The organism is Marinospirillum sp., from assembly GCF_044810985.1.
Lineage (GTDB): Bacteria > Pseudomonadota > Gammaproteobacteria > Pseudomonadales > Halomonadaceae > Marinospirillum.
In genome coordinates this window covers 654,420-677,212 of sequence record NZ_CP085242.1, presented here as the reverse complement: position 1 = coordinate 677,212, position 22,793 = coordinate 654,420, and the positions used below count along the sequence as shown (strand labels likewise).

Here is a 22,793-nt window from a genome sequence, read left to right as displayed (position 1 = left end):
GCGTTTATATGATTGTGCATTTTGGATGGGATTTTGGGTGGGATAAACAAAAAAGCGCCCCGCAGGGCGCTTGATTGCTGAATTCTTGGTGGAGGGCCAGGGATTCGAACCCTGGGAGGGCTCTCACCCTCGTCGGTTTTCAAGACCGATGCTTTCGACCACTCAGCCAACCCTCCAACACGGCGCGTATCTTATCAGCTCGCTGTTTACTGTCAATCACTTTTTATAAGTTTTTTTCTGAAACCGCCAGCAACTCAAGAGCTTAGCTCAATTTTCAAGGGCTACAAGCTGATTGTTGTCGACCAGCCAGCGGCCACTGGTGACCTTGGCGGCCAGTCTGGGCAGGGCAGAAAGGTCATAGATCTCCCCTTCAAAAGGCACTCGTGCGCTTATATCCAGTGCCTTGGCCAGCTCACAGTGTTCAGCCTGGTGCCGGTATTCACCGTGCATGGCCAGTAGGTGCTTGGGCTTCAGCCAGCTGTAAAGCTGCCTGATTTCATCCTGAGCAGGATGACCGGAGGCATGTATCAGCCCATGATCCGAGGTCAGCAGTTCAACGCCTCTGTGTTTGAGCTGTGCATGCAGGCGCTCAACGGCTTCTTCATTGCCGGGAATGGTCTTGGAGGAAAACACGACCCGGTCACCTTCTTCCAGTTCCAGCTGGCGGTGTGAACCCTGAGCCAGTCGTGCCAGGGCAGCCTTGGGTTCACCCTGGCTGCCGGTACAGACAATCATTTGCTCATGGCGAGGCAGGTAGCCAATATCCCGAGGGGGTATCAGAGTGGGGAAGTTCGGTAAATAATCCAAGCTTTTAGCCAGACCATGAATGCGCTCCATGCTGCGCCCTAACAGCGTCAAATGGCGTCCAGTCTTCCGGGCAAGGGTGCCCAGGCTGCTGAGTCTGGCGACATTGCTGGCAAAACAGGTCACCAGTACACGGCCAGGCAGGGGGCTGATGAGCCGGTGCAAGCCCTCCTGGACTTGCAGTTCGGATTCGCTGTGGCCCGGGTTGGGTGCATTGGTGGAATCCCCGATCACCAGATCCAGCCCGTTATTACCGATTTCCTGAAGGCGCTTGATAGCCGTGAGATGGCCAACCACCGGGTTGGGATCCAGCTTCCAGTCACCGGTGTGGTAAAGCTTGCGTCCACCGGCTTGCAAATAAATGCCGTGGGCTTCGGGGATGGAGTGGGTGACAGGAATCCACTCGGCTTGAAAGGGGCCGAATGAATAGGGTTTCAAGGGCTGAATCTGGTGCATTTGCAACTTGCTGTTACCGAGGTCAACCCGTTTTTCAATCAAACCTGCTGCAAAGGGGCTTGCGTACACTGGGCAATTCAAGCGTTTCCATAGCCAGGGCAGGGCACCGATGTGGTCTTCATGGGAGTGGGTGATTAGCAGAGCTTGAATTTTTATACCGTTATCTTCAAGTGCCTGGATATTAGGAACCACGGTTTGTGTTTCACCGCTTGGTGTTGAGCGGAATCCTTGACCGCAGTCGACGGCAATCCAGTAACCCTGGCAACCGTAAATATAAAGATTGGCACCAATTTCACCGGCTCCACCCAGAGCCAGAAAGAAGGGGCCGGATTGTTGATGGAGCAGTTGGGGGCTGGGTTTTTGCACAAAGCATCCTGTCAGGCATTGAAAAATAAAGGCGGCAGCTTAGCCCAGAAAGCTTTCAGGCACAAAAAAAGCTGATTTTCACTTGACACAAACACTGGATGAAAACCTATACTGTATAAAAATCATGTTATCGAGGTTTTTATGAGTTCTTTGTCCGTCAGTGAATTGAAGTCCAATCAATGGGTGGCTTTGGTGGATGGCAGTAATTTTTATGTCAGCTGTGAAAGAGCCTTCTCACCTCGCCTGCTGGGTCGCCCTGTGGGAGTGATGTCCAACAATGATGGCTGCATTATCGCCCGCAGTGATGAGCTAAAGGCTTTGGGCGTGGCAATGGGCAGCCCGACGCATAAGATTCGCCACCTGATTCGGCGTCATCGCATTGTTTTGCTCAGCTCCAACTTTACTCTCTATGCGGATATGAATCGTCGTGTGAATGATGTTTTGGGGCGTTTTTCCGACCAGGTGGAACCCTACTCGATTGATGAGTCCTTTGTTGAACTCTCCGGCTTTTTCAAGGAGGGCCTACTGGAGCAGGGAAGGCAAATTGAAGCCGCCATTGCTCAGGAAGTACACCTGCCCGTGGGGGTTGGGATAGCTCCAACCCGCACCCTGGCCAAGCTGGCTAACCGTGTGGCCAAACAGAAGAAAGGGCCACAGGTTGAAGTTCTGGATGCCAGCTCAGACACCACACGCAAATTGCTGGAAGAAACGCCGGTTGGTCAGGTTTGGGGCGTCGGTAAGCGCCTGGTGGGTCGCCTGGAAAGCTTTGGGATAGTGACGGCCTGGCAATTGCGAGAAGCACCTCAGGAACTGATTAAAAAACGCTTTTCCATTACTCTGGCCAGAGTGCAGATGGAATTGCGGGGCCAGAGATGTCGTGACCACCAGCAGTCTGAACAGCCTAAAAAGCAGCTCAGAGTATCCCGCAGCTTGGGTACGGCTTCCAGTGATCAGCAGGAAATTCTGGATGCTTTAAGGCATCATGTTCAGCGGGCAGCTGAAAAACTGCGGGATCAGAAAAGTCTGGCCAAAAGCCTGAGTGTCTTTTTGCGCACCAATCCGTTTCGATCCGACCTTCCACAGCACAGTGATGCTCTGGTTTTTGAATTTGAACAGCCTACAGCCGATACTAGTGAAATGCTGGGGGTCGCACGCAAGCTTCTGCGTCGGCTCTGGCGTGAAGGCTATGCCTACCACAAGGCTGGTGTTTTATTGATGGAGCTGGTCGATCAGTCCCAGCAGCAGCTTTCCGTGCTGGAAACCGAAAACAGGCGTTCAAACCGATTGCGCAGTGAGCGACTGATGCAGGTAATGGATCAGGTGAATCAACAGCAGGGTCGGGGTAGCCTGACTTTAGGGGTGGGTCGTAAAGAAGTGGGTTGGAAGGCTAAACAGGAAAGGCGTTCGCCTGCCTACACCACCTGCTGGCAGGAGTTGCCGCAGGTGGTGGCAAGGTAGGCTATTTCAAGTTTGCAGGGGCAGTAGGCTTGCTGCTCAAGGCAGGTTTAGCCGGTTTGGCATTATTGGCCGTGACGGAGGTAACAGCAGCTTCTGCAGCGGTATCGACAGGTGCAGAAGGGCGACTACTGCCAGCCATGCAGAAGCCACCGGCTGTGGCAACATAAGAAGGTCTGGACATAGTATTTTCCTCGAGTGACTTAAGGGGCGCAAAAAAAAGCGCAAAGCAGATGAGTCTTTACTGCTGTAACTCACCTTAACCAGAATTTACTTTAAAGGGAAGAAGTTTTTTGTGCGATGCACAAAAAGTCTAATAGTCTTCTGGTTAACTTAAGGACTCAGCTCGAATTTTACCCGGTGTTCCCTGACGAAGAATGAATTCCAGCTCTTTTAGAAGCTTTTTGAAGTCTTCAGCCAGAGTGTATGGAGGGTTGATAATGAGCATGCCACTGCCGGTCATACCTTGTCCGCTGGTGTCTGGATACGGACAGTGCTCGATTCTCATCAGTTTGGGGAGGCCTGTAGCAACCAGTTTTTGAATCCAGGCTTCCGTATCCTGGCGGCTGATAACAGGATACCAGATTGCATAGACGCCGGTAGCAAAGCGCTTGTGGGCTGAAACCAGGGCCTGTATCAGCTTTTGATAGTCATCCTTTTTTTCATAGGAAGGGTCAATAAAAACCAGGCCCCGCTTTTCTTTGGGGGGTAATGAGGCCTTCAAGACAGCAAAGGCATCTTCCTGCTTGATCAGACAGCGTTTGTCCTGGCTGAGCAGTGCAACCAGGTGCTTGTGATCGGTTGAATGCAATTCATTGAGTAGCAGGCGATCCGTTGGTCGCAGTAGCAAACTGGCCAGCTGGGGTGAGCCGGGGTAAAGCCGAAGCTGTGTTCCTGAGTTGATTTTTTTGATGAGCTGCCAGTAACGCTGTAATTGTGGCTGCTCAAGCGACGCCTGGGCAAAGCGGGCGATGCCTTCAGAGAATTCGTTGGTTTTCGCTGCATGGGAAGAGGTCAGATCATAAAGCCCGGCACCGGAATGAGTATCCAGGTAGCAGTAGGGTTTGTCCTTTTTATTCAGGTAGTCCAGCAGATAGACCAGGGTGATGTGTTTGAGCAGATCTGCAAAGTTGCCAGCATGAAAGCTGTGGCGATAACTGAGCATGGGTGGTTTCCAGTATGAAGTGAGCCGCCAGTTTACCAGAAAAAAGCCCTCAGCCAGTGTCGGGCCGAGGGCTTTTGTAAAATCGGGTTGCAGCTCTGGTTTAAATCAGGTTTTCATTCCTGGCGTAGGCTTCCATTTCGGTGTAGCCGCCAATATGCTGTTTATCAATGAAAACTTGTGGAACTGTTTCAACCGGCTTGCCGATGGTTTTTTCCATATCAGCCTTGGTGATGCCTTCTTCATGGATATCAATGTAACGATAGCTGGCACCCTGAGAGGCCTCCAGTTTTTCAGCCAGGTCTTTGGCACGAACACAAAAAGGGCAGCCTGGGCGACCAAAAATCACAATATGCATTATTTACCTCGATCCATTTTCAGTTTCAGATGGCGCTATCTTCCCCTACTTGGCAGAAGATTTCCAATCTAAAAAAGCTACGCCTGTGATTGTTCAGCACTATGCAAAGTTGGAAGAAGAGGGTGCTTCAGAAAGCGAAACGCCCCGCCGAAGCGGGGCGCAGACCTGGATCTTGAGAATCACTCAAGATCTTTAATTGTCAGTCTTCTCAACCAGGTTGAGATTCTAGCCTGTTGAGTCAGGCCTCCCTACCCGAATGCTCAATAGCCATATTAGAGACCTTGGAAAGCTCCTTCCAGTCGCAGTTGATGACGTGGCTTGTAATAGATTGCATACAAAGACCGGGGTTTTATGGGGTTATTCTTCCAATCTCGACATCCAACCAAAATCATCGCTTGCTTGAGCTGGAAATTCCGCAGCCAGCCAACCTGAGTAGCGGATTTGCTGTACAGCGGTGTGAAGGCCGCACCAATCAATGTCACCACTTCCCGGGTGGCTGCGTCCTGGACAATCTGCAAACTGAATATGGGCCAGTTGATCCGCGTGCTTATGGATCAAGCCAATCAAGTCTTCCTGCATACGGGCGGCATGGTATAAATCAAGCTGCAAGGCAAAGTTGTCCGCTGCAATCCTGGTGGCTATTTGTTGCCAGTGATGAACCCTTGGGATCAGATAACCAGGCTGATCCAGGTCATTGATCGGCTCACAGGTGACTTTTAGATCATAACTTTGCAGGCGTGAGCAGACTTTCTGGAGGTTGCCAACCAACTGCTTCAAGCAGGCGGCTTGACTGAAGCCTGGCACCTGACGACCGGCCAGAACATTGACGATTCTGGGCTGGAGGGCCTTTATATAAGGGAGGCTGGCTTCCAGGGCTTCCTCAAAGTCCGCCTGCCGGTCGGGATGGCAAGCCAGCCCTAAACCACCCTGCATAAAGTCTCCAGCAGGCAGGTTGAGGAGAATGAGCGGCATTGCCGTGTTCTGCAAGGCCTCGTGCCAGGCATCCGGGGATTCCGAATACGGAAACTGGACTTCGATCCCCTGAAAACCCAGTTTTTTGGCCTGTGCGATGCGTTCCAGCAGGGGGAGCTCCTGAAACATCAAGCTGATATTGGCAGCCAGCTTCATTTGTTTTTTCCTGGCTGGGGTGTTTGACGGTAGAGTTCCACCAGAGTGGCCGGATCTTCCTCAAGTCGTCCCTGGGTTGCCTGCATTTGCATGAGCTGGGCAGCCAGGTGGCTCATGGGGGTGGCCTGATTATTCTGTCTGGCCAGGTCAGCGGCCAGCTGCAGGTCTTTCAAAAGGGTTTTGACAGTCCATTTGGGGTTGGCATAATCCTTTGCAGCCATGCGTGGTGCCAGGATTTGCAGGGGAAGAGAATCAGCAAAACCACCGGCAAAGGCAGCCGGTAACTGTTCAACCTCAATGCCCGAGGCCTCAGCAAGAGCCAACATTTCCGCAATGACCAGAGCATTGCAGCTCACCAGCATTTGGTTGCCGATTTTGGCAACCTGGCCACTGCCTACTTCACCCACCCGGGTAACCTGGCGTGCCAGGGGAGAAAAGACTCCTTGCAAGCGATCCAGGCTGGAGGAGCTGCCCCCGCACATGATGGCGAGCTGTCCCAGTTTTGCACCCTGAACACCACCTGAGACAGGGGCATCGACCCAGTCTGCACCCCGTTTTCTGGCCTCTTCAGCAAACTGGCGTGTAGCCAGGGGAGCAATGCTGGAAAAGTCCACAATCAGCTGGCCGGGCTGCAAAGCTTCCAGCAGGCCATCGGGTTGATTCAGCAAGTGCTGAACACTCGCTGTGTCTGTCACGCAAAGGCCAATAATTTCGCTACTTTTCACAACTTCTGCGGGGCTGCTGACTTGTTGTGCTCCATAAGTAGCCAGTTTTTCGGCCTTGGCCGGAGTGCGATTCCAGATATTAAGCTGAAAACCGGCATCCAGTAGACGTTTGCAAATAGGCTGGCCCATCAGTCCCAGGCCTATAAAACCCAGGCTTGGCAGTGCTTCCGACATACTGATATTCCCTTAAAATGAAAAGTAATGGCGTTTGACTCTGGGCAGTAACCCGGTCAGCAGGGTGTAGCTGATGGTATCGCAGTAACCGGCAACCTCATTGACACTCAGGTTGGGCCCCCAAAGCTCTACAGGATCACCCGGTTGGGCATCAGGCACAGGCGTCAGATCAACGGTCAGCATGTCCATGGAGACCCGGCCGGCCAGATTGCATTTTATACCGTTAACTAATATTGGTGTACCCTCAACAGCCTGACGAGGGTAACCATCGCCATAGCCACAGGCAACGACCCCGATGGTGGTTGTTTGTTGAGCAACAAAGCGGCCACCATAACCCACTTGCTCACCTGCCTTGATGGTACGCACACTGATTAGTTGGCTTTTCAGCGTCATCACTGCCTGCAGTTGATCACCCAGAGGATGGCCTGAGGCGAGAGGCGAGGCACCGTAAAGCAGAATTCCGGGGCGCAGCCAGCCTTCGCAGGCTGAAGGCCAGCCCAGGGTTGCTGGTGAGTTCGCCAGACTGAGCGTGGCATTCAGCTGTTCTTTCAGGCTCTGCATAATATTGAGCTGTTGCTGGGTGAAGGGGTTGTGCAAATCATCGGCACAGGCAAAATGACTGGTCAGGATCACTTCCTCTACCCAGTTTTGCTGAATAAGATGCTGGTAAACATCGCCGACCTGTTCCGGGTCAAAACCCAGGCGGTGCATGCCACTGTCGACTTTCAGCCAGATTTGCAACAGGGGTTGGTCCCCAGAAACAGGGTTGCCTGCAAAGTAATGATTTAGAACATCCAGTTGCCACTGGCTATGGACAACCAGATGATAGCCACGCTGGATCAGCAATGGCAGTTCCTCGGCACTGAAAAAACCTTCCAGTAATAAAATGGGTCGAGTGATTCCAGCCACAGTCAGTTGTTCAGCTTCTTCCAGGGAGGCAACGGCAAAGGCAGGGGCCAGGTCGGTCAGGGCCTGGGCAACCTGCACCGCACCATGGCCATAACCATCTGCCTTGATCACTGCAATGGCCTGGTCGCTTGCAGATTGTTGCTGTGCCAGTTGATAATTGTGGCGCAGGGCTTTGAGATTGATTTCAGCCACTAGGGGACGACCCATTGCTTGCCTCCAGGCAGGTTTCATTTTGCTATATAAGGTTATCGCATGTTGATGTCAGCAATCATCGGGCACCGAGGTGCAAGAGGTCTTGCCCCAGAAAACACCCTGAAATCCATCGAGCTGGCAGCAGAGCTGGGAGTGCGCTGGGTTGAACTGGATGTCATGCTGACACGCGACCAAGTGCCTATTTTGTTTCATGATGCCTGGTTGAACAAGTTAAGCAATGGTCGCGGCCAGGTGGAAAAGTTTGATTTCAGTGCTCTGGAACATCTTCGTGTGCTGGCACCACGCGGTGCGAAAGACCGCAGTAGCCAGCCTCTGGCCACTTTGGCTTCCGGGTTGCGGTTGATACAGGAGTTGGGGCTGGGTCTTAATTTGGAAATCAAACCCACCTGCGCAGAAAAAGACCTGATTACCCTGCAGTTGGCTGTCCAGGAGTTGAGGGCTTTTCCTGGCTTGCCTCTGGTGATTTCCAGCTTCAGTGATCAGGTTCTGGCTGAAGCCCAACGCTTGCTGCCGGATGTACCCCGTGCTTGTCTCTGGGAAGAATTGCCGGACAACTGGCACTTGCAGGCCCGGGCACTGGGGGCGCGCTCAATTCACCTCAGTTCCTTGTATTTGAAACACCGGGAGGTTGCCGAAATTAAGGGGCTGGGTCGTGAACTCTATGTTTATACCGTTAACACAAAAAAGCAGGCGGAAAAATTCTTTAGCTGGGGCGTCACCGGCATCTTTACCGATTATCCGCAGCGTTTTCAGGCGCTATCAGCAACAACTCAATATCACACACCCTTTGGTGAACCGGTTTGATGATCCGCTTGCCAGAGCAGCTCAAGTAAAGACGGGTGAATGGCTGGAGTGCTGATGACCCAGTCGCGTGTGTCCAGATAAAAGCTTGTGTCCTCACTGGGGTAGAGGTGGCTGAGCTGAGCACCGGCTTCTTCGGCAATCAGCACCGCAGCGGCAAAATCCCAGAGGCTGAGGCTTTCATAATAGCCATCCAGAGAGCCATCTGCGACGTGGCAGATATCCAAAGCGGCAGAGCCGCAACGGCGCAGATCCTGGCAGTGGGGCAGGATGGCTTCCAGACGCCGGATCGGAGTTTCCAGTTGGCTTTTATCATAGGGAAAGCCACTGGCAATCAGAGCGGGACGCAAGTCTTGAAGACCGCTGACCCGGATGGGTTGGTTGTTCCTGAGGGCACCGTAGCCGCGTTGTGCTACAAAGGTTTCCTGCAGAAAAGGGCTGTGAACCACTCCCAGCTGCGGAATGCCCAGACCATAAAAGCCCAGTGAAATCGCCACGTGAGGCTGTCCATGGGCAAAATTGACGGTGCCATCGATGGGGTCAAGAATCCACAGGGCCTCGGCTTCCTGCGCCTGCTGAGTGTTGCTGGCTCCTTCCTCGCTCAGTACCTGGTCTTCAGGAAAAGCTTCCTGCAGACGTGAACAGACCCAGTCGTCGATCTCCTGGTCACTGGAAGTCACCAACTCCTGATGTGCTTTATAATCACGTTCAAAGCGACCGCTGTTGCGTGCTTTCAGCATCATCCGGCCTGCTTCCAGAGCCAGTTTTTCGGCAAATTTCAGGCGTGTTTGCACTTCTTGGGGGGAAAGGTCGGGTTTCAAAGCTGTAACTCTAAGTTGACTTGAAAGGTGATCAGCGTAGCATTTTGCTGCTTTACAAATAAAGGTAAAAAACAATGGATGGAAAATTATCCACGAGTCTGGGCTGGCTGTTTGGTTGCTCCCTGATTTTGATCGGCTTCTGGCTGACGAGCCAGTATTTTTTGAGCGGTATTTTTCTGGCTTTGGTGGGTTTTCTTTGGTGGCCACCCAGCCGCAAGCTGCTGATTCAGCGCTTGTACCTGCCACCGGTTCTCCTTTTGCATGTCGGTTTAACGCTTTGCTTTCTGGTTATTGCCCTCTTTGCGTTTATTGGTCGTTACTCGGTCATCCTGGAAGAGCGGGCACTGGAAGCCGGTTATCCAAGCCTTGAGGCCTGGCAGCAAGCTCAACAGCAAAAGGATGAGTGAGGTAATGTCTTGTTATTGTGTGTAATTTGTCGGTTCAGTTTCATGCAGTGAAGGAGTGACTGGTTTAAAATTCATAATCTGCCGATTTTCTGAACACGGAACCCCAATGCTTATAGAAGACAATCAGGAACTTTACCCACTGGAAGAAGATGAACTGGAGCTGGGTAAACCCCTGCCCTGGACGGTCTACTCAGAGGCCGGTCAGTTATTGATGAAAGAAGGGGCACCTGTTGACACTCAGCACAAGCTGAACAACCTGCTCAACAAGGGGTTTCGTCACCGTGAGCGCAAGGCTTCGGATGCAGGTGAAGAGGCCGGGCCGCCCCCGGATGAACCCCAACCGGTTGTTTTCACGGAAGGCACCAATCCCTTTGCAGAGCTGGATGAACTGGGGTTTGAGCTCAAGGTCCTGCTGCAGAAAATTGAAGAGCAGGACACCAAGCCCGGACAGACTGAAAAGCGCTGTTATTCTTTGGCCACCCAGATTCAGGGGCTGGTCGAGTTTAATGCCGATGCTGTACTGGGTGCCGTGCATCTGAACAGTGAGCACCCTTATGTGATTCAGCATCCACTGCATGTGACGGTGATGGCTGCCTTGATTGCCCGAACCTTGAAAGTGCCCCAGAAGATCCAGCTGTCCATGCTGGCGGCCTCTCTGACTCAGAATATCGGCATGTATGGCTATCAGATGCGCTTGCATGCCCAGAAGGATCCTTTAAGCAAACGTCAGCGGGAGCAGGTTGAACAGCACCCCCTGGAAGGTGTTAAGTTGCTCAACAAAGCCGGGGTCATGGATAATCTCTGGCTGCAGATTGTTTTTCAACACCATGAAAAAGCCGATGGCAAGGGCTACCCCAAGGGTTTGAAAGGCACGCGGATTCGTCCTGAAGCAAGAATCATTGCCCTGGGCGATGTTTATTCGGCTCTGGTCACAGGTCGACCGCATCGCCCAGGGCTGAGTGCCCAGCAGAGCCTCCGCTCCATCTTTCTTGAGCGCGGCAAACAATTTGATCCCAAGCTCAGCATGGTGTTTCTGAATGAATTGGGACTTTATCCACCCGGTGCCTGTGTACGGTTGCGCAATGGGGAGGTGGCGATTGTCATTAAACGCACTTCGGACAACAAAGCCCCCCTGGTGACCAGTTTTATGGATACTCACGGTCAACTTTTTATGCGCATGCAGGAAAGGGACACCAGTGATTACCCGTACTCGGTGATGGGGGCTTTTAACCCCAAGAATCTGCCGCGTTTGAATCCCACCCTGGTTTGGGGCATCAAACTCAAACGAATTAATTGATATGCACAAACACAGTTTACCGGCAAGATCCGCTTTTTTTCTGCTTCTGGCCCTGACATTTTTGCCTGTTCAAGGTGGCTCCTTGTCCGGGGATGTCAATCTTCGGATTGAAACCTTTGATGAAATGGAGCGTATTTTCAAAGCGTTACGTTTCAAGGTCGTCAATCTGCGCAGTGAAGACCCTGACGAGGTCATGGCTTATTCCGAGGATCTGATTCAATATGCTTATCGTCTCCCTGGACTTTTTGAAGAGATTTCTCCCAGAGAGGTTTTCGGTCAAAGCCGGGCGCGTCCGGAAATCTGGGAGCAAAAAGAGCGTTATGATGATCTGATGAATGAATTCATTGATAATCTGGAAGAAATCAATGACCTGCTGGATCAGGGGCAGATGTCGGCCGCGGGTCGGCAAATCGATCGGACTGCCAAAAGCTGTCGACGTTGTCACAATACCTTCCGTTACCGATAATAGACTGTTGAGAATTCGGATCGTCACTAACCAAGAACCAAGAGATTAGATTAAATGCCCAATTATGATTTTGACCTGCTGGTGATCGGTGCTGGCTCAGGTGGTGTGCGTGCAGCACGCACGGCTGCCGGGCGAGGCGTCAAGGTTGCCATTATTGAAGACCGCTACTGGGGGGGCACCTGCGTCAATGTTGGCTGCGTACCCAAAAAACTTTATTCCTATGCCTCGCATTTTGCCGAGGACTTCAAGGATGCTGCCGGTTATGGTTGGACGGTCAGTGAGCCCGAATTTCACTGGCCGACTTTGCGGGATAACCAGCGTAATGAAATTCTGCGTTTGAATGGTGTCTACAACCGTCTTCTGGAAGGCAGCGGCGTGCAGCGCATTGAGGGCCGGGGTGTCATCGTTTCAGCGCATGAGGTGCAGGTCGGCGAGCAGATCTATTCTGCAGAGCGTTTACTGATTGCCACCGGTTCCTGGCCCTATATCCCTGACTTCCCCGGCTCAGAACTGTGTCTGTCTTCCAATGAAGTATTCAACCTTCCCGAGTTTCCCAAGCGTTTTCTGGTCTATGGCGGTGGCTATATAGCAACCGAGTTTGCATCGATCTTTAAGGGGCTGGGTGCTGAGACAACCCAGGTTTATCGTGGCGACAAAATCCTGCGTGGCTTTGATGAAGAAGTTCGAGGCTTTGTTCAGGAGGAAATGCAGCAGCATGGTGTCAATTTCTTCCTGGGCCGAGAAATTTTGCGCATCGACAAGCACCTGAATGCCCTGGCTGTTACCTTGAGCGATGGTCGTACTCTGGAGGTGGATGCCGTACTCTGCGCCACGGGTCGCCGCGGCAATGTCGAGAACCTGGGACTGGACAATGTAGGTATTAAGCCCAATAGCCTGGGTGAAATCAGCATTGATGCCAACTTCTGCACTCAGGTGCCCAGTATTTATGCCCTGGGTGATGTCACCGGTGGGCCACAACTGACACCGGTGGCTCTGGCTGAAGCCATGACGCTTGTTCATAACCTTTACAGTGAAGAAGAAAACAGGGTTATGGACTATTCTAATATTGCCACTGCGGTTTTCTGCCATCCCAATATCGGCACAGTTGGAGTCTCTGAAGAAGAAGCCAGAAAGGTGTATAAAAATATTCGTGTTTATACCACCTGCTTCAAACCCATGCGCAATACCTTGTCCGGAAATCCCTCGCGCTGTTTGATGAAGTTGGTTGTGGATGCTGCCAGCGACAAGGTTGTGGGCTGTCATGTAGTTGGCCCGGATGCCGGTGAACTAGTGCAGGGCATAGGTATTGCGGTAAAAGCCGGTTTAACCAAGGCTGACTTTGATGCCACCATCGGTATTCACCCGACGTCAGCTGAAGAGCTGGTGACTCTGCGCAGCGTTACGCGTACCTGATCGGAGAGAAGGGGAAGCTGCTTTTATCATAATTTAAAATTATGATTCTGGCAGTTTTCCATAATCGTAAATTTGATTTTTGGTGCTTTTCTGGTAAGATAAGCACCATCTTGGACAGAGACCCATAACTCAATGGATACTAAAACTCCCATTATTCGCAAACCCATCGTTGATGATGGCTTCCCGATTTACCAGCTTATCAAGAGCTGCCCCCCTCTGGATCTGAACTCTGCTTACCTCTACCTGCTGCAATCCACGCATTTTTCTGAAACCTGTGTGGTGGCTGAGCTGGATGGCAAGGTTAGTGGTTTTCTGTCCGGCTATATCAAGCCCGGATCACCCGATACCTTTTTTCTCTGGCAGGTTGCCGTCGGGGATGAACTGCGTGGGCAGGGTATGGCCCGCAAGCTGATGGATGCCGTTCTGGCTGGTGATGCCTGTAAAGAGGTGCGCTATCTGGAAACAACCATTACTCCCGACAACCAGGCTTCCTGGGGGCTTTTCCGTGCCTTTGCGCGTGATCGCAAAGCTGAGCTGAACAATCAGGTGATGTTTACTGCCGAGCAGTTGGGTGGTGATCATGAGCCGGAAATGCTGGTTCAAATCGGCCCCTTTACTGCCGGCTAACACTTTCTTTTTACCTTCAAACCGACAGGTGACTAATAATGAGCAATAACCAAGTGAATTCAGAATCACTGGAACGTATGGAATCGGAAGTGCGGACTTATAGCCGTTCTTTCCCCACTGTATTCAACCGTGCCCGTGGTGCCAAACTTTACGATGAGCAGGATCGTGAATACATTGATTTTCTGGCCGGTGCCGGTACGCTCAACTATGGTCATAACAACCCCAAGCTGAAAAAAGCACTGGTTGATTACATCACGGACGATGGTATTACCCACGGTCTGGATATGTGGACAACCGCCAAGCGGGATTTCCTGGAAACCCTGGAAGAAGTGATCTTCAAGCCACGCGGCCTGGATTATAAAGTTCAGTTTTGTGGCCCCACCGGTACCAATGCCATTGAAGCCGCCTTGCGTATTGTGCGTAATGTCACCGGCCGCACCAATGTGGTTTCCTTCACCAATGCTTTCCACGGGGTGACTCTGGGTGCCCTGGCGACCACAGCCAACAGCAAGTTCCGTCACGCTGCAGCCGTACCTACCCAAGGCGTGTCCTTCATGCCTTACTGCGGTTATATGGCCGGTGATTCCTCGAGTCTGGAATTTCTGGAAAAAACCCTGACCGACAGCTCCAGTGGTGTTGATTACCCGGCTGCCATCCTTCTGGAAACAGTGCAGGGTGAAGGCGGTATCAATGTGGCTTCCACCAAGTGGCTGAAAGGTATTGAAGCCATCTGTAAAAAACACGATATCCTGTTGATTGTCGATGACATCCAGTCCGGCTGTGGCCGCACCGGCAGCTACTTCAGCTTTGAAGAAGCGGGCCTGAAGCCTGATATCGTGACCACTTCCAAGTCACTGTCCGGCTATGGCTTGCCTTTTGCCGCTGTCTTCATGCGTCGCGACCTGGATCAGTGGAAGCCCGGTGAGTACAACGGTACTTTCCGTGGCAACAACATGGCTTTCATCACTTCAACCGCTGCAATGCGTGAATACTGGACCAATGATGACCTGGCCAAGGATGTTCAGCGCAAGGGTAAAATCGTTGAGCACCGTTTCAAGCAGATGTCTCGTCTTTGTCAGGATGCCGGTATCAAGGATTCTGAAGAACGCGGCCGTGGTTTGATGCGGGGTCTGGATGTGGTGGATGGCGATCTGGCCGACCGTATTGTGGCTGGCTGTTTTGCCAATGGCCTGATTATTGAGACCTGCGGTCACTCAGGCCAGGTGGTGAAATGCCTCTGCTCCTTGCTGATTACTGATGATGAGCTCAACAAGGGTCTGGATATACTCGAGAAGGTCCTGAAAGAAGAATTGGCCAAACAAGCTTAAGGAGCCATCTGATGATCGTACGCAACCTGGACGAAGCTCGTAAAACCGAGCGTTTTGTCAAAGCCGAGAATGGCAACTGGGACAGCACACGCCTGGTACTGGCGGATGACCAGATGAACCACTCGTTTCACATTACCCGCATTTATGCGGATACGGAAACACCCATCCACTACAAGCATCACCTGGAAACGGTTTACTGCATTGAAGGTGAAGGGGAAGTGGAAACCGTCGCTGATGGTAAAATTTGGCCGATCAAGCCTGGTGATGTTTATGTCCTGGACAAGCATGACCAACACTTGTTGCGTGCCAGCAAAACCATGACCCTGGCTTGTGTGTTTTATCCAGCCATTACCGGTACAGAAGTGCATCGTGAAGATGGCTCCTATGCCCCTGCTGATGAAGCCTGATGGTTAGCTTCATGCAGTAATCAAAAAGCCACCCTTGCGGTGGCTTTTTTTTTTGCAGTTGCGGCAAGCTTTTTCAGCCTTCAAGGTTGGTATGTCTGCCCTCGCTGCAGAAAAGAAGGATCTGATTCCGCCCCGTACGTTTGGCGCTGTACATGGCCTTGTCGGCAGCATCCAGAAGGGCATCAGGGTCACTGAACAGCTGCTCACTATTTTTGGTATGAGGCGCATGGACAGCAATTCCCATCGAAGCGGAAATATAGATATCTTCCCTGTTGTGACTGAGCAGTGGAGTCGAGGCCAGGTACTCCTGGAGGCGACGCGCAAACTCCAGAGCGGATTCCTGGGTATGGCCGGGCATCAAGGCCACAAATTCTTCACCGCCATAGCGGCCTGCTACACAGTCATTGCCCAGCTCCTGCTCCAAAGCTGAAGCAAAAGCCTTAAGAGCGGAGTCACCCACGGAGTGTCCATGCTGGTCATTCAGGGTCTTAAAATAATCCAGGTCAATAAACACAACGGCCAGTGAGGAAGCGGAATTGGCGACTGTTTGGAAGTAGCTGTGTAATTCCTGCTCGGTGTGTTGACGATTATAAATGCCCGTCAGGGGATCGCGTTTCAATTGCTCCTGAAGGCGCGCCGAGCTTTTTTTCAACTGCTCGATTTCATTCTGCTGCTGAGCCATTTTCTGCATCATGCGCAGGTTGCGCTCCACCAGCAGGTGTTTGGCATCCTGCAGAAGATTGAAGGTATCAATGTTGTTGGGTGCCTTGATATCAAAAAGCCTGGCAATATTAGGCAGTTGATCCTGAAGGCGCAGCAGCAGATGGGAAAAACGGTGCTCATCCAGATTCAAATAGTCCTGGCCAGCCTGAAAAGCCAGGGTCATGGACATTTCCTTGTTGCTGGAAAGCCAGGGGTCAGCCAAAAGGCCGGAAAGTGCCAGAACGCGAAGATTGGTGTTTTCGGCAGGGATTTCTTTGGGCAGCTGATGGCTGGCAAAGAGCAGATCCGTGTACTTGTCGGGTAATCCCCAGCTTTTGCCCAGCCAGGCACCGATTACAGCATGATTGCTGGCGTATTCGCGTTCTTCAAAAGAGGTCAGTTGGCGATGGGAGCGTGCACTGTGAAAAATGACGCCATAAATATCCGGATCCAGCTCATTCAGGGCCAGCATGCCGATATCCTGCAGCACCGCCGCCAGATACACGCTTTCAACATCAAATTTAAGTTCTGTGATTTTGTGCAGTTCGCGTACGGCCAGTCCGCTGATCAGCGAGCGTTTCCAGAAATAATCCAGATCCATGCCATTGCTGGCAATATTCTTGTTCATCGCCAGACCAAAGCTAAGCGATAAAGAAAGAGCACCTTCCATGCCGATTCGATTGATGGCTTGCTGCAATCCCTTGAGTTCCTGACCGCCATAAAAGGCCGAGTTGGCCGCAGCCAGGATTTTGGCACTCAGTGAGGGATCCTGGGACAAGAGTTCCGCCAGTTCGCGACTGCCGGAATTGGGCTGACGAGCAAGCTCAATGACTTTGACAACCACTGCAGGAAGTGATGGCAGAGTCTTGCAATTATTGAGCTTGTCCTTGAGTGGTGCCGGGATCACCGCTTTACTCCTGCGTAAATTCACTGACCTGAAGTTGACTGGATTCAACAGCCACTATACCCCAGGACAAAGCATTGCAAAAGCAAGAAGCCATGATTAAATGCCCTGTAAGGCTTCGATATGACGATGCACAGAACGGGCCAAGGCACTCAGGTCATAACCGCCTTCCAGAACGGACACCAGATGCCCGTTGGTATAGGTTCTGGACAGATCCATGAGCAGGCTGGTCACCCAATAGTAGTCATCATCTTCCAGGTTCAGTTCGCCCATGGGATCTTCCCTGTGGGCATCAAAACCTGCTGAAATAATAATCAGTTGGGGTTTGAATTTCTGCAGAGCCGGGAGCCAGTTGCTTTCAATGGCTTTGCGAAATCCAGAACTGCCGGTATGGGCTTCCAGCGGGGTGTTGATGATGTTGTCACCCTGGTAATCAGCATAACGCCAGGGGTAGAAGGGGTGCTGGAAGCTGGAGCAGACCAGCACACGCGGGTCGTTGCGAAAGACGTCGACCGTGCCGTTGCCGTGATGAACATCAAAATCCACGATGGCCACCCGATCCAGGCCATGCTCTTCCAAGGCATGTAAGGCCCCGATGGCGGCATTGTTGTAAAAACAAAACCCCATACTCTCGACTTTTTCAGCATGGTGGCCGGGAGGGCGAACGGCACAGAAGACATTGTCGGCCTGGTTCTTGAAAATCTGGTCGACACCACGAATAACAGCCCCAGCTGCCAGAGATGCAGCTTCCAGAGAGCGGGGGGCCAGCAGGGTTTCTTCTTCAAGGGCAGTAAAGCCTTTTTCCGGCAGACTCAACTCCAGGGAGCGTACATGCGCTTTGGGGTGGGCACGATACAGCTGTTCATCCGTTACCGGCCGAGCTTTATACTGAATCAATTGATTCATCAGGCCACTCAGCATGAGCTGATCAACAATGGCATTGATTCGCAGTGGATTTTCAGGATGCCAGGGCCCCATATCATGAAGGGCGCAGTCCTGATGAGTGATAAACGAAGTGATCATATAAGGCCCGTCCTTTTTTTGACCCAGTTTAAACTTGTTGCTGTTTCATGGATACTGGGCAAACGTCGAAATAATTGCAAGCCACTGCCAGTCTGTTGGTTTTTAGTGAGGAGTAGGGAATGAGCACACGCTTTTTGAAGTATTTTTTTGAGCCTGAGAGCCTGGCGGTCATAGGTGCTTCGGAAAAAAACTTCAGCCTGGGTGGTCAAGTGGTTGCCAACCTCAACGATGCCGACTTTCCCGGCAAGGTCTGGGTGGTTAATCCCAAAAAATACGCTCAGGTTCATGGGCGCGAGGTTTACCACTCGATACAGAAGCTTCCTGAAGTGCCTGATCTGGCGGTTGTCTGTACGCCCGCAGCTGCAGCGCCGGGGGTGGTTGAAGAATTGGGCCACTTTGGCGTTAAGGCCGCTTTGATATTAACCTCCAACCAGGGGCACCGGCAGACCAACTACAAGCAAAAACTTCTGGAAGCCGCCCAAACATCCGGAATCCGGGTCATGGGGCCGGAGTGCATGGGGATACTGGTACCGGGTCGTAAACTCAATGCCAGTTATGCCCCCCAGAATATCAAGGCCGGCAAGGTTGCCTACATCGGGCAGTCGGGAATGCTGGGCAACGCCATCATTGACTGGGCCAATGGCCGGGGTATCGGTTTTTCCCATCTGATCACACTGGGTGACAGTGTGGATGTGCGCCTGGCGGATGTGATCGATTTTATCAACCGCTTTTCCAGTGCCCAGGCAATTTTGCTGCATCTGGAGCATATTCCCGACTCCCGCCACTTCATGACCGCAGTGCGTGAAGCGTCACGCAACAAGCTGGTTCTGGCCATCAAGTCCGGACGTACCCCTGAAGCCCAGGGTGACCCTCTGCTTTTAACGCCTGGATTACCCAACCGTGACCCTGTTTATAACGCGGCGTTTTCACGGGCGGGTATGGTTCGGGTTCATAACAGTGAAGAGTTGTTTGATGCTTTGGAAACCCTGACCCGGATGCGCCCAGTCAGAGGTGATCGTCTGGCCATCATCAGTAATGGCCTGGGCCCAAGTATGCTGGCGGTGGATCGACTGATACACCAGGGCGGGCAGTTGGCGCCACTTTCTGAAGCCACTCGGGAAAAGCTCCGGGACTGGTTGCCCAGTGATGAATACCGGATCAACCCTTTGGATATCGGTGGTGGGGCAACCCCCCAGCACTTTGTGGATGCCATTCAGCTGGTTTCTGCTGATCCCAATGTCGATGCTGTCTTGGTGGTACACGCACCGACGCGTCTGGCTCCCAGTGAAACTACCGCCATGGCGGTCATTGCCAATCGCAAGACTTACAAACGCAACCTCTTGACCAGTTGGATGGGGCTGGATCATGCCTTTCCGGCCCGTCACGAATTCAATCTGGCGGGCATTCCCACCTATCTGTCCCCTGAAAAAGCGGTGCAGGCCTTCATGCACCTGGTGAACTATCAGCGCAACCAGCGTCTTTTACAGGAAACACCACCCAGCCTGGCTTTTGAAACGGCCAGGGATGCAAGGCAAAGAGCCAAGGAGCTGGTGAGTAGGGTGGCTGAGCAGGGTAGGGATCATCTCACCCATTGGGAAACCCGTGAGCTTCTGCAGGCCTATGGTATTGAACTGGCCAAGACTTTTTATCCGCAAACCCCTGAGCAGGCTGCGGAAATGGCTGAACTTCTGCCTGGCAGTAAAGCTCTGAAAATCAATCATGCCAACAATTCTTTTCCTTTTGTCTACCGTAAACACCCTCACAAGCTGTCAGCAGGCCTTTTACAGGATCTGGAGACACCTGAAGACGTGGAAAACGGTGCCAGAAAGCTTCAGGCCAAGCGCGAAGAGAAGTTCCCTGACAGCCCTTTTTACTCTTTTGTCCTGCAGTCCATGCAGCGTGGCAAGCATTCCATGCAGCTGAACCTGGGGGTTACCCGTGATCCGGTTTTCGGCCCCATCATCCTGTTTGGCATCGGGGGCTATAAGGTCAATATTCTCTTTGACCGCCAACTGGCTTTACCGCCTTTAAACATGACGCTGGCAAAAGACCTGGTGACGCGCAGCCATGCCGGTCGCCTGATTCAGGAACACAGCAATCATGCCGATGAAGACCTGGATCGAATCTGTCAGTTACTGGTCAAGCTCTCGCAACTCTGCTCTGAGCTGCCTCTGATCAAGGGCCTGGAGATCAATCCGCTGCTGCTGAACCGTGAAGAGTTGCTGGCCATAGATGTGCAGTGTGATCTGGGTGACCCGGCTTATCATGCCATCATGCCCTATCCTGAAGATCTCAGAAAAGTGGTCAATCTCAAGGATGGTCGGGAAGTGGAGGTGCGTCCTATTCGGGGTGAGGATGCCGTGGCTCTCCTGGGCTTTCACAGTCGTCTCTCTGAAGAAAGCATTCGTTTTCGGTATTTTCACAACAAGGCAGATTTAAGCAAACGTGACTTGTCCCTGCTAACCCAGATCAACTACGACCGCCAGATGGCCTTTATTGCCGAGCAGACGCTGGAGGATGGCAGCAAGGAAATTCTGGGTGTGTCCCGTGTCTGGACCGATCCGGATAATGTGCGTACTGAATTTTCGGTGATTATCCGTGATGATTTGCAGGGGCTGGGGCTGGGTTCTCTATTGATGAACAAGCTGATCAGTTACAGCAAAAGCGTGGGAACTCTGGAGATGGTCGGAAAAATCATGGTGGAAAATCACCCCATGCGTGGGCTGATGAAGCACCTGGGGTTCAAGTGCAGCTATAACCTGGAAGAACAGGTCATAGACGCTGTTCTTCCTTTGAATGAGCCCACCAGCGACTGGCAGCGCCACAGGCTGCAGAACCCCGTTTTTTAGGGGAGCTGCCGGGGGTCAGGGAGCCAGTCTTTCTTTGACCCACTGGTCTTTTTCCAGCCGGAAACGCAAGCGGTCATGCAGGCGACTGGGCTGACCCTGCCAGAACTCAACACTGGTGGGCAGTAGCTGGTAGCCACCCCAGTGAGGAGGACGCGGCAGGGTGTCTATGCCCGCATACTGTTCTTCCAACACGGCCAGCCGTTCTTCCAGGACATCACGACTGGGAATGATCTGGCTTTGCTCGGAAACCCAGGCACCAATCTGGCTGTCGCGCGGCCGGCTGGTATAATAAGCATCAGAATCCTTTTCCGGCAGCTTTTGCACCCGGCCTTCTATGCGGACTTGCCGCTCCAGGTTTTCCCACCAGAAAAGCAGGCTGCAAAGGGGGTTTTCAGCCAGTTCCCGGCCCTTGTCACTTTCATAGTTGCTGTAAAAAATCCAGCCTTTTTCCTTGGAAAAGCCTTTCAGTAACAAGGTGCGTGCCTTGGGTTGCCCCTGGTTGTCGACCGTGGCCAGGGTCATGGCATTGGGGTCCAGGGTTTCACTTTCCATGGCATCAGCCAGCCAGTGGTTGAACAGCTGGAAAGGACAGTCGCCCGCTTTCTTTTCACTGAGTGGATCTTTGGCATAGTTACGACGCATGGCAGCCAGGTCACGGTTCATCTTGTATTCCTCTTGGTGTAAAGTGAGCAACTTTAATTGAATTAGGGGAAGCTTATCTATGAAAGATCAACAGGATGTTCAGAATATCAAAGTCTGGGACTGGTCGATAAGAGTATTTCACTGGTCCTTGCCACTGGTCATCTTTGCGCTCTGGTTTACCCGTCTGGATACAGAAATACATATGCTTTTTGCCCAGCTCTTGATGTTTCTGCTTCTCTACCGCCTGATCTGGGGGGTGATCGGAACACCCTATGCCCGTTTTTGGCATTTTGTATATGGGCCGCGTACTTTGCTGGACTACACCAAAGGTTTTTTCACCGGGAAAAAACCGCTTTATGTCAGCCATAATCCACCGGGCGGATGGATGGTTCTGGTTATGCTGCTTGCCTTGGGTTTGCAGTTGATGACCGGTCTGTTCATTGATGATTTTATTTTTCCCGGCCCTCTCTATGACAGGGTGCCTGCAGCCGTTTCAGACTGGATGACCCACTGGCACCCACGGATCTTCAATTTGCTTCTGGTGTTGATTGCCCTGCATTTGCTGGCCATAGTTGTTTACAGACTGAAAGGTGAAAAACTCGCCAAGGCAATGTTGACGGGTAAAAAGCAACCGAGCAAGCAACCCCGGGATTTGCGTGCCGAACCCCAGGTTTTTCCCTGGTCGAGATTTGTGCTTGCCGTTATTTTGGCGCTCCTGCCTGTTGGGGTGGTCTTTTACTGGTTGTAAGCCCTTCTGGGGCCAAAAAAAGAGGCCATAATGGCCTCTTTGCAAATCACTGATGATTTTCCAGGGGGCTATTTATTGCGATAGTCATCGTGGCAGCTTTTACAGCTTTTTCCCAGGGCACCGACAGTGGACTTGGCCTGGTTGCGATCAAAGTCTGCAGAAGAGGAGGCCTGAACCAGTTCCTGTAAAGCCTGACCAAATTCCTTGCCTTTTTTCTGAAAGCTTTCCATTTCCTCCCAGGCAACGTCCTTCATCTTGCTGGCGTCGACATCACGGGTGGCAGGAAAGTAGGTTTCCGACAAAAGGCCGGCAACCTGGCTTATCGTTTTAGCGCGTTTGTTGATTTCTTCACCATCAAAATCCATATCACCTTTCACCATGGCTCCCATGACACCGGCCTGGGCGCTGATGACCTGATAAAGGGCCTGGCGGTACTCCACGGCATCTTCAGCGTTAAAGGGGTTGCTGTGGGCCTGAACCGGGCTGGCAACCAAAAATCCTGCGGCGGCAACCATTGCTAGCTTCTTAAGCATCTTGTCTCTCCTTTTCATCAGATTTTACTTATACATTCTGAACTTTACCTTAAAAAGCAAAGATCGGCAAAATGC

23 protein-coding genes and 1 tRNA gene are annotated in these 22,793 nt (G+C 52.1%); 11 read left to right on the top strand and 13 right to left on the bottom strand.

Features of this window, described 5'->3' with window-relative positions:
* Positions 1 to 86 precede the first annotated feature (86 nt).
* Together LG323_RS03245 and LG323_RS03240 are read right to left on the bottom strand one after the other, a co-directional pair.
* Positions 87 to 176 (bottom strand) — tRNA-Ser (locus LG323_RS03245).
* Positions 177 to 267: 91 nt separating this feature from the next.
* Positions 268 to 1,626, bottom strand: coding sequence for a ribonuclease J (locus LG323_RS03240; RefSeq protein WP_404418995.1), 1,359 nt, complete (start codon positions 1,624 to 1,626; stop codon positions 268 to 270).
* 141 nt (positions 1,627 to 1,767) lie between these two features.
* Here LG323_RS03240 and LG323_RS03235 point away from each other — a divergent pair, with 141 nt between their 5' ends.
* Positions 1,768 to 3,084: a Y-family DNA polymerase gene (locus tag LG323_RS03235; protein ID WP_404418993.1), complete on the top strand. Its 1,317-nt coding sequence runs from the start codon at positions 1,768 to 1,770 to the stop codon at positions 3,082 to 3,084.
* Position 3,085: 1 nt separating this feature from the next.
* On the opposite strand, the gene LG323_RS03230 is transcribed toward LG323_RS03235, so the two are convergent.
* The 6 genes from LG323_RS03230 to alr form a co-directional block, all read right to left on the bottom strand.
* Positions 3,086 to 3,265 (bottom strand): hypothetical protein, encoded by a 180-nt coding sequence (locus LG323_RS03230; protein WP_404418991.1) that lies wholly within the window; start codon positions 3,263 to 3,265, stop codon positions 3,086 to 3,088.
* Positions 3,266 to 3,409: 144 nt separating this feature from the next.
* Complete coding sequence (locus LG323_RS03225; protein WP_404418989.1) at positions 3,410 to 4,246, bottom strand: 23S rRNA (adenine(2030)-N(6))-methyltransferase RlmJ; 837 nt, start codon at positions 4,244 to 4,246, stop codon at positions 3,410 to 3,412.
* A 100-nt stretch (positions 4,247 to 4,346) separates the two neighbouring features.
* Positions 4,347 to 4,601, bottom strand: coding sequence for a GrxA family glutaredoxin (locus LG323_RS03220; protein ID WP_404418987.1), 255 nt, complete (start codon positions 4,599 to 4,601; stop codon positions 4,347 to 4,349).
* Positions 4,602 to 4,958: 357 nt separating this feature from the next.
* The gene (locus LG323_RS03215) at positions 4,959 to 5,729 is read right to left on the bottom strand and encodes a hydroxypyruvate isomerase family protein (RefSeq protein WP_404418985.1); all 771 of its coding nucleotides are present in this window, start codon (positions 5,727 to 5,729) and stop codon (positions 4,959 to 4,961) included.
* Positions 5,726 to 6,628 (bottom strand): NAD(P)-dependent oxidoreductase, encoded by a 903-nt coding sequence (locus LG323_RS03210; RefSeq protein WP_404418983.1) that lies wholly within the window; start codon positions 6,626 to 6,628, stop codon positions 5,726 to 5,728. Before LG323_RS03210 ends, LG323_RS03215 begins: the two co-directional genes overlap by 4 nt.
* Before the next feature lie 12 nt (positions 6,629 to 6,640).
* Positions 6,641 to 7,744 (bottom strand): alanine racemase, encoded by a 1,104-nt coding sequence (gene alr / locus LG323_RS03205; protein WP_404418981.1) that lies wholly within the window; start codon positions 7,742 to 7,744, stop codon positions 6,641 to 6,643.
* Positions 7,745 to 7,789: 45 nt separating this feature from the next.
* Between alr and LG323_RS03200 the strand changes: the two genes are divergently transcribed.
* On the top strand, positions 7,790 to 8,554 hold the full coding sequence (locus tag LG323_RS03200) for a glycerophosphodiester phosphodiesterase family protein (RefSeq protein ID WP_404418979.1): 765 nt from the start codon (positions 7,790 to 7,792) through the stop codon (positions 8,552 to 8,554).
* On the opposite strand, the gene LG323_RS03195 is transcribed toward LG323_RS03200, so the two are convergent.
* A complete protein-coding gene (locus tag LG323_RS03195) occupies positions 8,527 to 9,372 on the bottom strand; it encodes an inositol monophosphatase family protein (protein WP_404418977.1) in 846 nt (281 codons plus the stop codon). The two genes, LG323_RS03200 and LG323_RS03195, sit on opposite strands and share 28 nt — an antisense overlap.
* 74 nt (positions 9,373 to 9,446) lie before the next feature.
* Here LG323_RS03195 and LG323_RS03190 point away from each other — a divergent pair, with 74 nt between their 5' ends.
* The 7 genes from LG323_RS03190 (at position 9,447) to LG323_RS03160 (ending at position 15,317) form a co-directional block, all read left to right on the top strand.
* A complete protein-coding gene (locus tag LG323_RS03190) occupies positions 9,447 to 9,779 on the top strand; it encodes a hypothetical protein (RefSeq protein ID WP_404418975.1) in 333 nt (110 codons plus the stop codon).
* A 106-nt stretch (positions 9,780 to 9,885) separates the two neighbouring features.
* On the top strand, positions 9,886 to 11,076 hold the full coding sequence (locus LG323_RS03185) for an HD-GYP domain-containing protein (protein WP_404418973.1): 1,191 nt from the start codon (positions 9,886 to 9,888) through the stop codon (positions 11,074 to 11,076).
* 1 nt (position 11,077) lies between these two features.
* Complete coding sequence (locus tag LG323_RS03180) at positions 11,078 to 11,542, top strand: cytochrome c (protein ID WP_404418970.1); 465 nt, start codon at positions 11,078 to 11,080, stop codon at positions 11,540 to 11,542.
* Between the two features lie 54 nt (positions 11,543 to 11,596).
* Entirely contained in the window at positions 11,597 to 12,955 is a 1,359-nt protein-coding gene (gene gorA, locus LG323_RS03175; protein WP_404418968.1) for a glutathione-disulfide reductase, read from the top strand.
* Positions 12,956 to 13,087: 132 nt separating this feature from the next.
* On the top strand, positions 13,088 to 13,582 hold the full coding sequence (gene ectA, locus LG323_RS03170; protein WP_310695669.1) for a diaminobutyrate acetyltransferase: 495 nt from the start codon (positions 13,088 to 13,090) through the stop codon (positions 13,580 to 13,582).
* Positions 13,583 to 13,635: 53 nt separating this feature from the next.
* Entirely contained in the window at positions 13,636 to 14,910 is a 1,275-nt protein-coding gene (gene ectB / locus LG323_RS03165) for a diaminobutyrate--2-oxoglutarate transaminase (RefSeq protein WP_404420103.1), read from the top strand.
* Positions 14,911 to 14,921: 11 nt separating this feature from the next.
* The gene (locus LG323_RS03160) at positions 14,922 to 15,317 is read left to right on the top strand and encodes an ectoine synthase (protein ID WP_404418966.1); all 396 of its coding nucleotides are present in this window, start codon (positions 14,922 to 14,924) and stop codon (positions 15,315 to 15,317) included.
* 73 nt (positions 15,318 to 15,390) lie between these two features.
* Here LG323_RS03160 and LG323_RS03155 read toward each other — a convergent pair whose 3' ends face one another.
* The gene (locus LG323_RS03155) at positions 15,391 to 16,926 is read right to left on the bottom strand and encodes a diguanylate cyclase (RefSeq protein ID WP_404418964.1); all 1,536 of its coding nucleotides are present in this window, start codon (positions 16,924 to 16,926) and stop codon (positions 15,391 to 15,393) included.
* Positions 16,927 to 17,022: 96 nt separating this feature from the next.
* Entirely contained in the window at positions 17,023 to 17,946 is a 924-nt protein-coding gene (locus LG323_RS03150; protein WP_404418962.1) for a histone deacetylase family protein, read from the bottom strand.
* A 119-nt stretch (positions 17,947 to 18,065) separates the two neighbouring features.
* Between LG323_RS03150 and LG323_RS03145 the strand changes: the two genes are divergently transcribed.
* Complete coding sequence (locus LG323_RS03145) at positions 18,066 to 20,795, top strand: GNAT family N-acetyltransferase (protein ID WP_404418960.1); 2,730 nt, start codon at positions 18,066 to 18,068, stop codon at positions 20,793 to 20,795.
* A 15-nt stretch (positions 20,796 to 20,810) separates the two neighbouring features.
* Here the strand turns inward: LG323_RS03145 and pdxH are convergent, their stop codons facing one another.
* On the bottom strand, positions 20,811 to 21,458 hold the full coding sequence (pdxH, locus tag LG323_RS03140) for a pyridoxamine 5'-phosphate oxidase (RefSeq protein WP_404418958.1): 648 nt from the start codon (positions 21,456 to 21,458) through the stop codon (positions 20,811 to 20,813).
* A gap of 58 nt (positions 21,459 to 21,516) precedes the next feature.
* Here pdxH and LG323_RS03135 point away from each other — a divergent pair, with 58 nt between their 5' ends.
* Positions 21,517 to 22,185 carry a cytochrome b/b6 domain-containing protein gene (locus LG323_RS03135; RefSeq protein ID WP_404418956.1) on the top strand — a complete coding sequence of 223 codons (669 nt, stop codon included), beginning with the start codon at positions 21,517 to 21,519 and terminating at the stop codon, positions 22,183 to 22,185.
* A gap of 68 nt (positions 22,186 to 22,253) precedes the next feature.
* Here LG323_RS03135 and LG323_RS03130 read toward each other — a convergent pair whose 3' ends face one another.
* Positions 22,254 to 22,718 (bottom strand): c-type cytochrome, encoded by a 465-nt coding sequence (locus LG323_RS03130; RefSeq protein ID WP_404418954.1) that lies wholly within the window; start codon positions 22,716 to 22,718, stop codon positions 22,254 to 22,256.
* Positions 22,719 to 22,793 lie beyond the last annotated feature (75 nt).

Excerpts from the sequence above, each read along its gene's own strand:
- LG323_RS03145 (WP_404418960.1), top strand. The coding sequence starts at position 18,066 with ATGAGCACACGCTTTTTGAAGTATTTTTTTGAGCCTGAGAGCCTGGCG.
- LG323_RS03130 (WP_404418954.1), bottom strand. The coding sequence starts at position 22,718 with ATGCTTAAGAAGCTAGCAATGGTTGCCGCCGCAGGATTTTTGGTTGCC.
- alr (WP_404418981.1), bottom strand. The coding sequence starts at position 7,744 with ATGGGTCGTCCCCTAGTGGCTGAAATCAATCTCAAAGCCCTGCGCCAC.
- LG323_RS03190 (WP_404418975.1), top strand. The coding sequence starts at position 9,447 with ATGGATGGAAAATTATCCACGAGTCTGGGCTGGCTGTTTGGTTGCTCC.
- LG323_RS03210 (WP_404418983.1), bottom strand. The coding sequence starts at position 6,628 with ATGTCGGAAGCACTGCCAAGCCTGGGTTTTATAGGCCTGGGACTGATG.
- LG323_RS03225 (WP_404418989.1), bottom strand. The coding sequence starts at position 4,246 with ATGCTCAGTTATCGCCACAGCTTTCATGCTGGCAACTTTGCAGATCTG.
- LG323_RS03235 (WP_404418993.1), top strand. The coding sequence starts at position 1,768 with ATGAGTTCTTTGTCCGTCAGTGAATTGAAGTCCAATCAATGGGTGGCT.
- gorA (WP_404418968.1), top strand. The coding sequence starts at position 11,597 with ATGCCCAATTATGATTTTGACCTGCTGGTGATCGGTGCTGGCTCAGGT.
- LG323_RS03185 (WP_404418973.1), top strand. The coding sequence starts at position 9,886 with ATGCTTATAGAAGACAATCAGGAACTTTACCCACTGGAAGAAGATGAA.
- LG323_RS03200 (WP_404418979.1), top strand. The coding sequence starts at position 7,790 with ATGTTGATGTCAGCAATCATCGGGCACCGAGGTGCAAGAGGTCTTGCC.
- ectA (WP_310695669.1), top strand. The coding sequence starts at position 13,088 with ATGGATACTAAAACTCCCATTATTCGCAAACCCATCGTTGATGATGGC.
- LG323_RS03135 (WP_404418956.1), top strand. The coding sequence starts at position 21,517 with ATGAAAGATCAACAGGATGTTCAGAATATCAAAGTCTGGGACTGGTCG.
- pdxH (WP_404418958.1), bottom strand. The coding sequence starts at position 21,458 with ATGAACCGTGACCTGGCTGCCATGCGTCGTAACTATGCCAAAGATCCA.
- LG323_RS03220 (WP_404418987.1), bottom strand. The coding sequence starts at position 4,601 with ATGCATATTGTGATTTTTGGTCGCCCAGGCTGCCCTTTTTGTGTTCGT.
- LG323_RS03215 (WP_404418985.1), bottom strand. The coding sequence starts at position 5,729 with ATGAAGCTGGCTGCCAATATCAGCTTGATGTTTCAGGAGCTCCCCCTG.
- LG323_RS03180 (WP_404418970.1), top strand. The coding sequence starts at position 11,078 with ATGCACAAACACAGTTTACCGGCAAGATCCGCTTTTTTTCTGCTTCTG.
- LG323_RS03160 (WP_404418966.1), top strand. The coding sequence starts at position 14,922 with ATGATCGTACGCAACCTGGACGAAGCTCGTAAAACCGAGCGTTTTGTC.
- LG323_RS03150 (WP_404418962.1), bottom strand. The coding sequence starts at position 17,946 with ATGATCACTTCGTTTATCACTCATCAGGACTGCGCCCTTCATGATATG.
- LG323_RS03230 (WP_404418991.1), bottom strand. The coding sequence starts at position 3,265 with ATGTCCAGACCTTCTTATGTTGCCACAGCCGGTGGCTTCTGCATGGCT.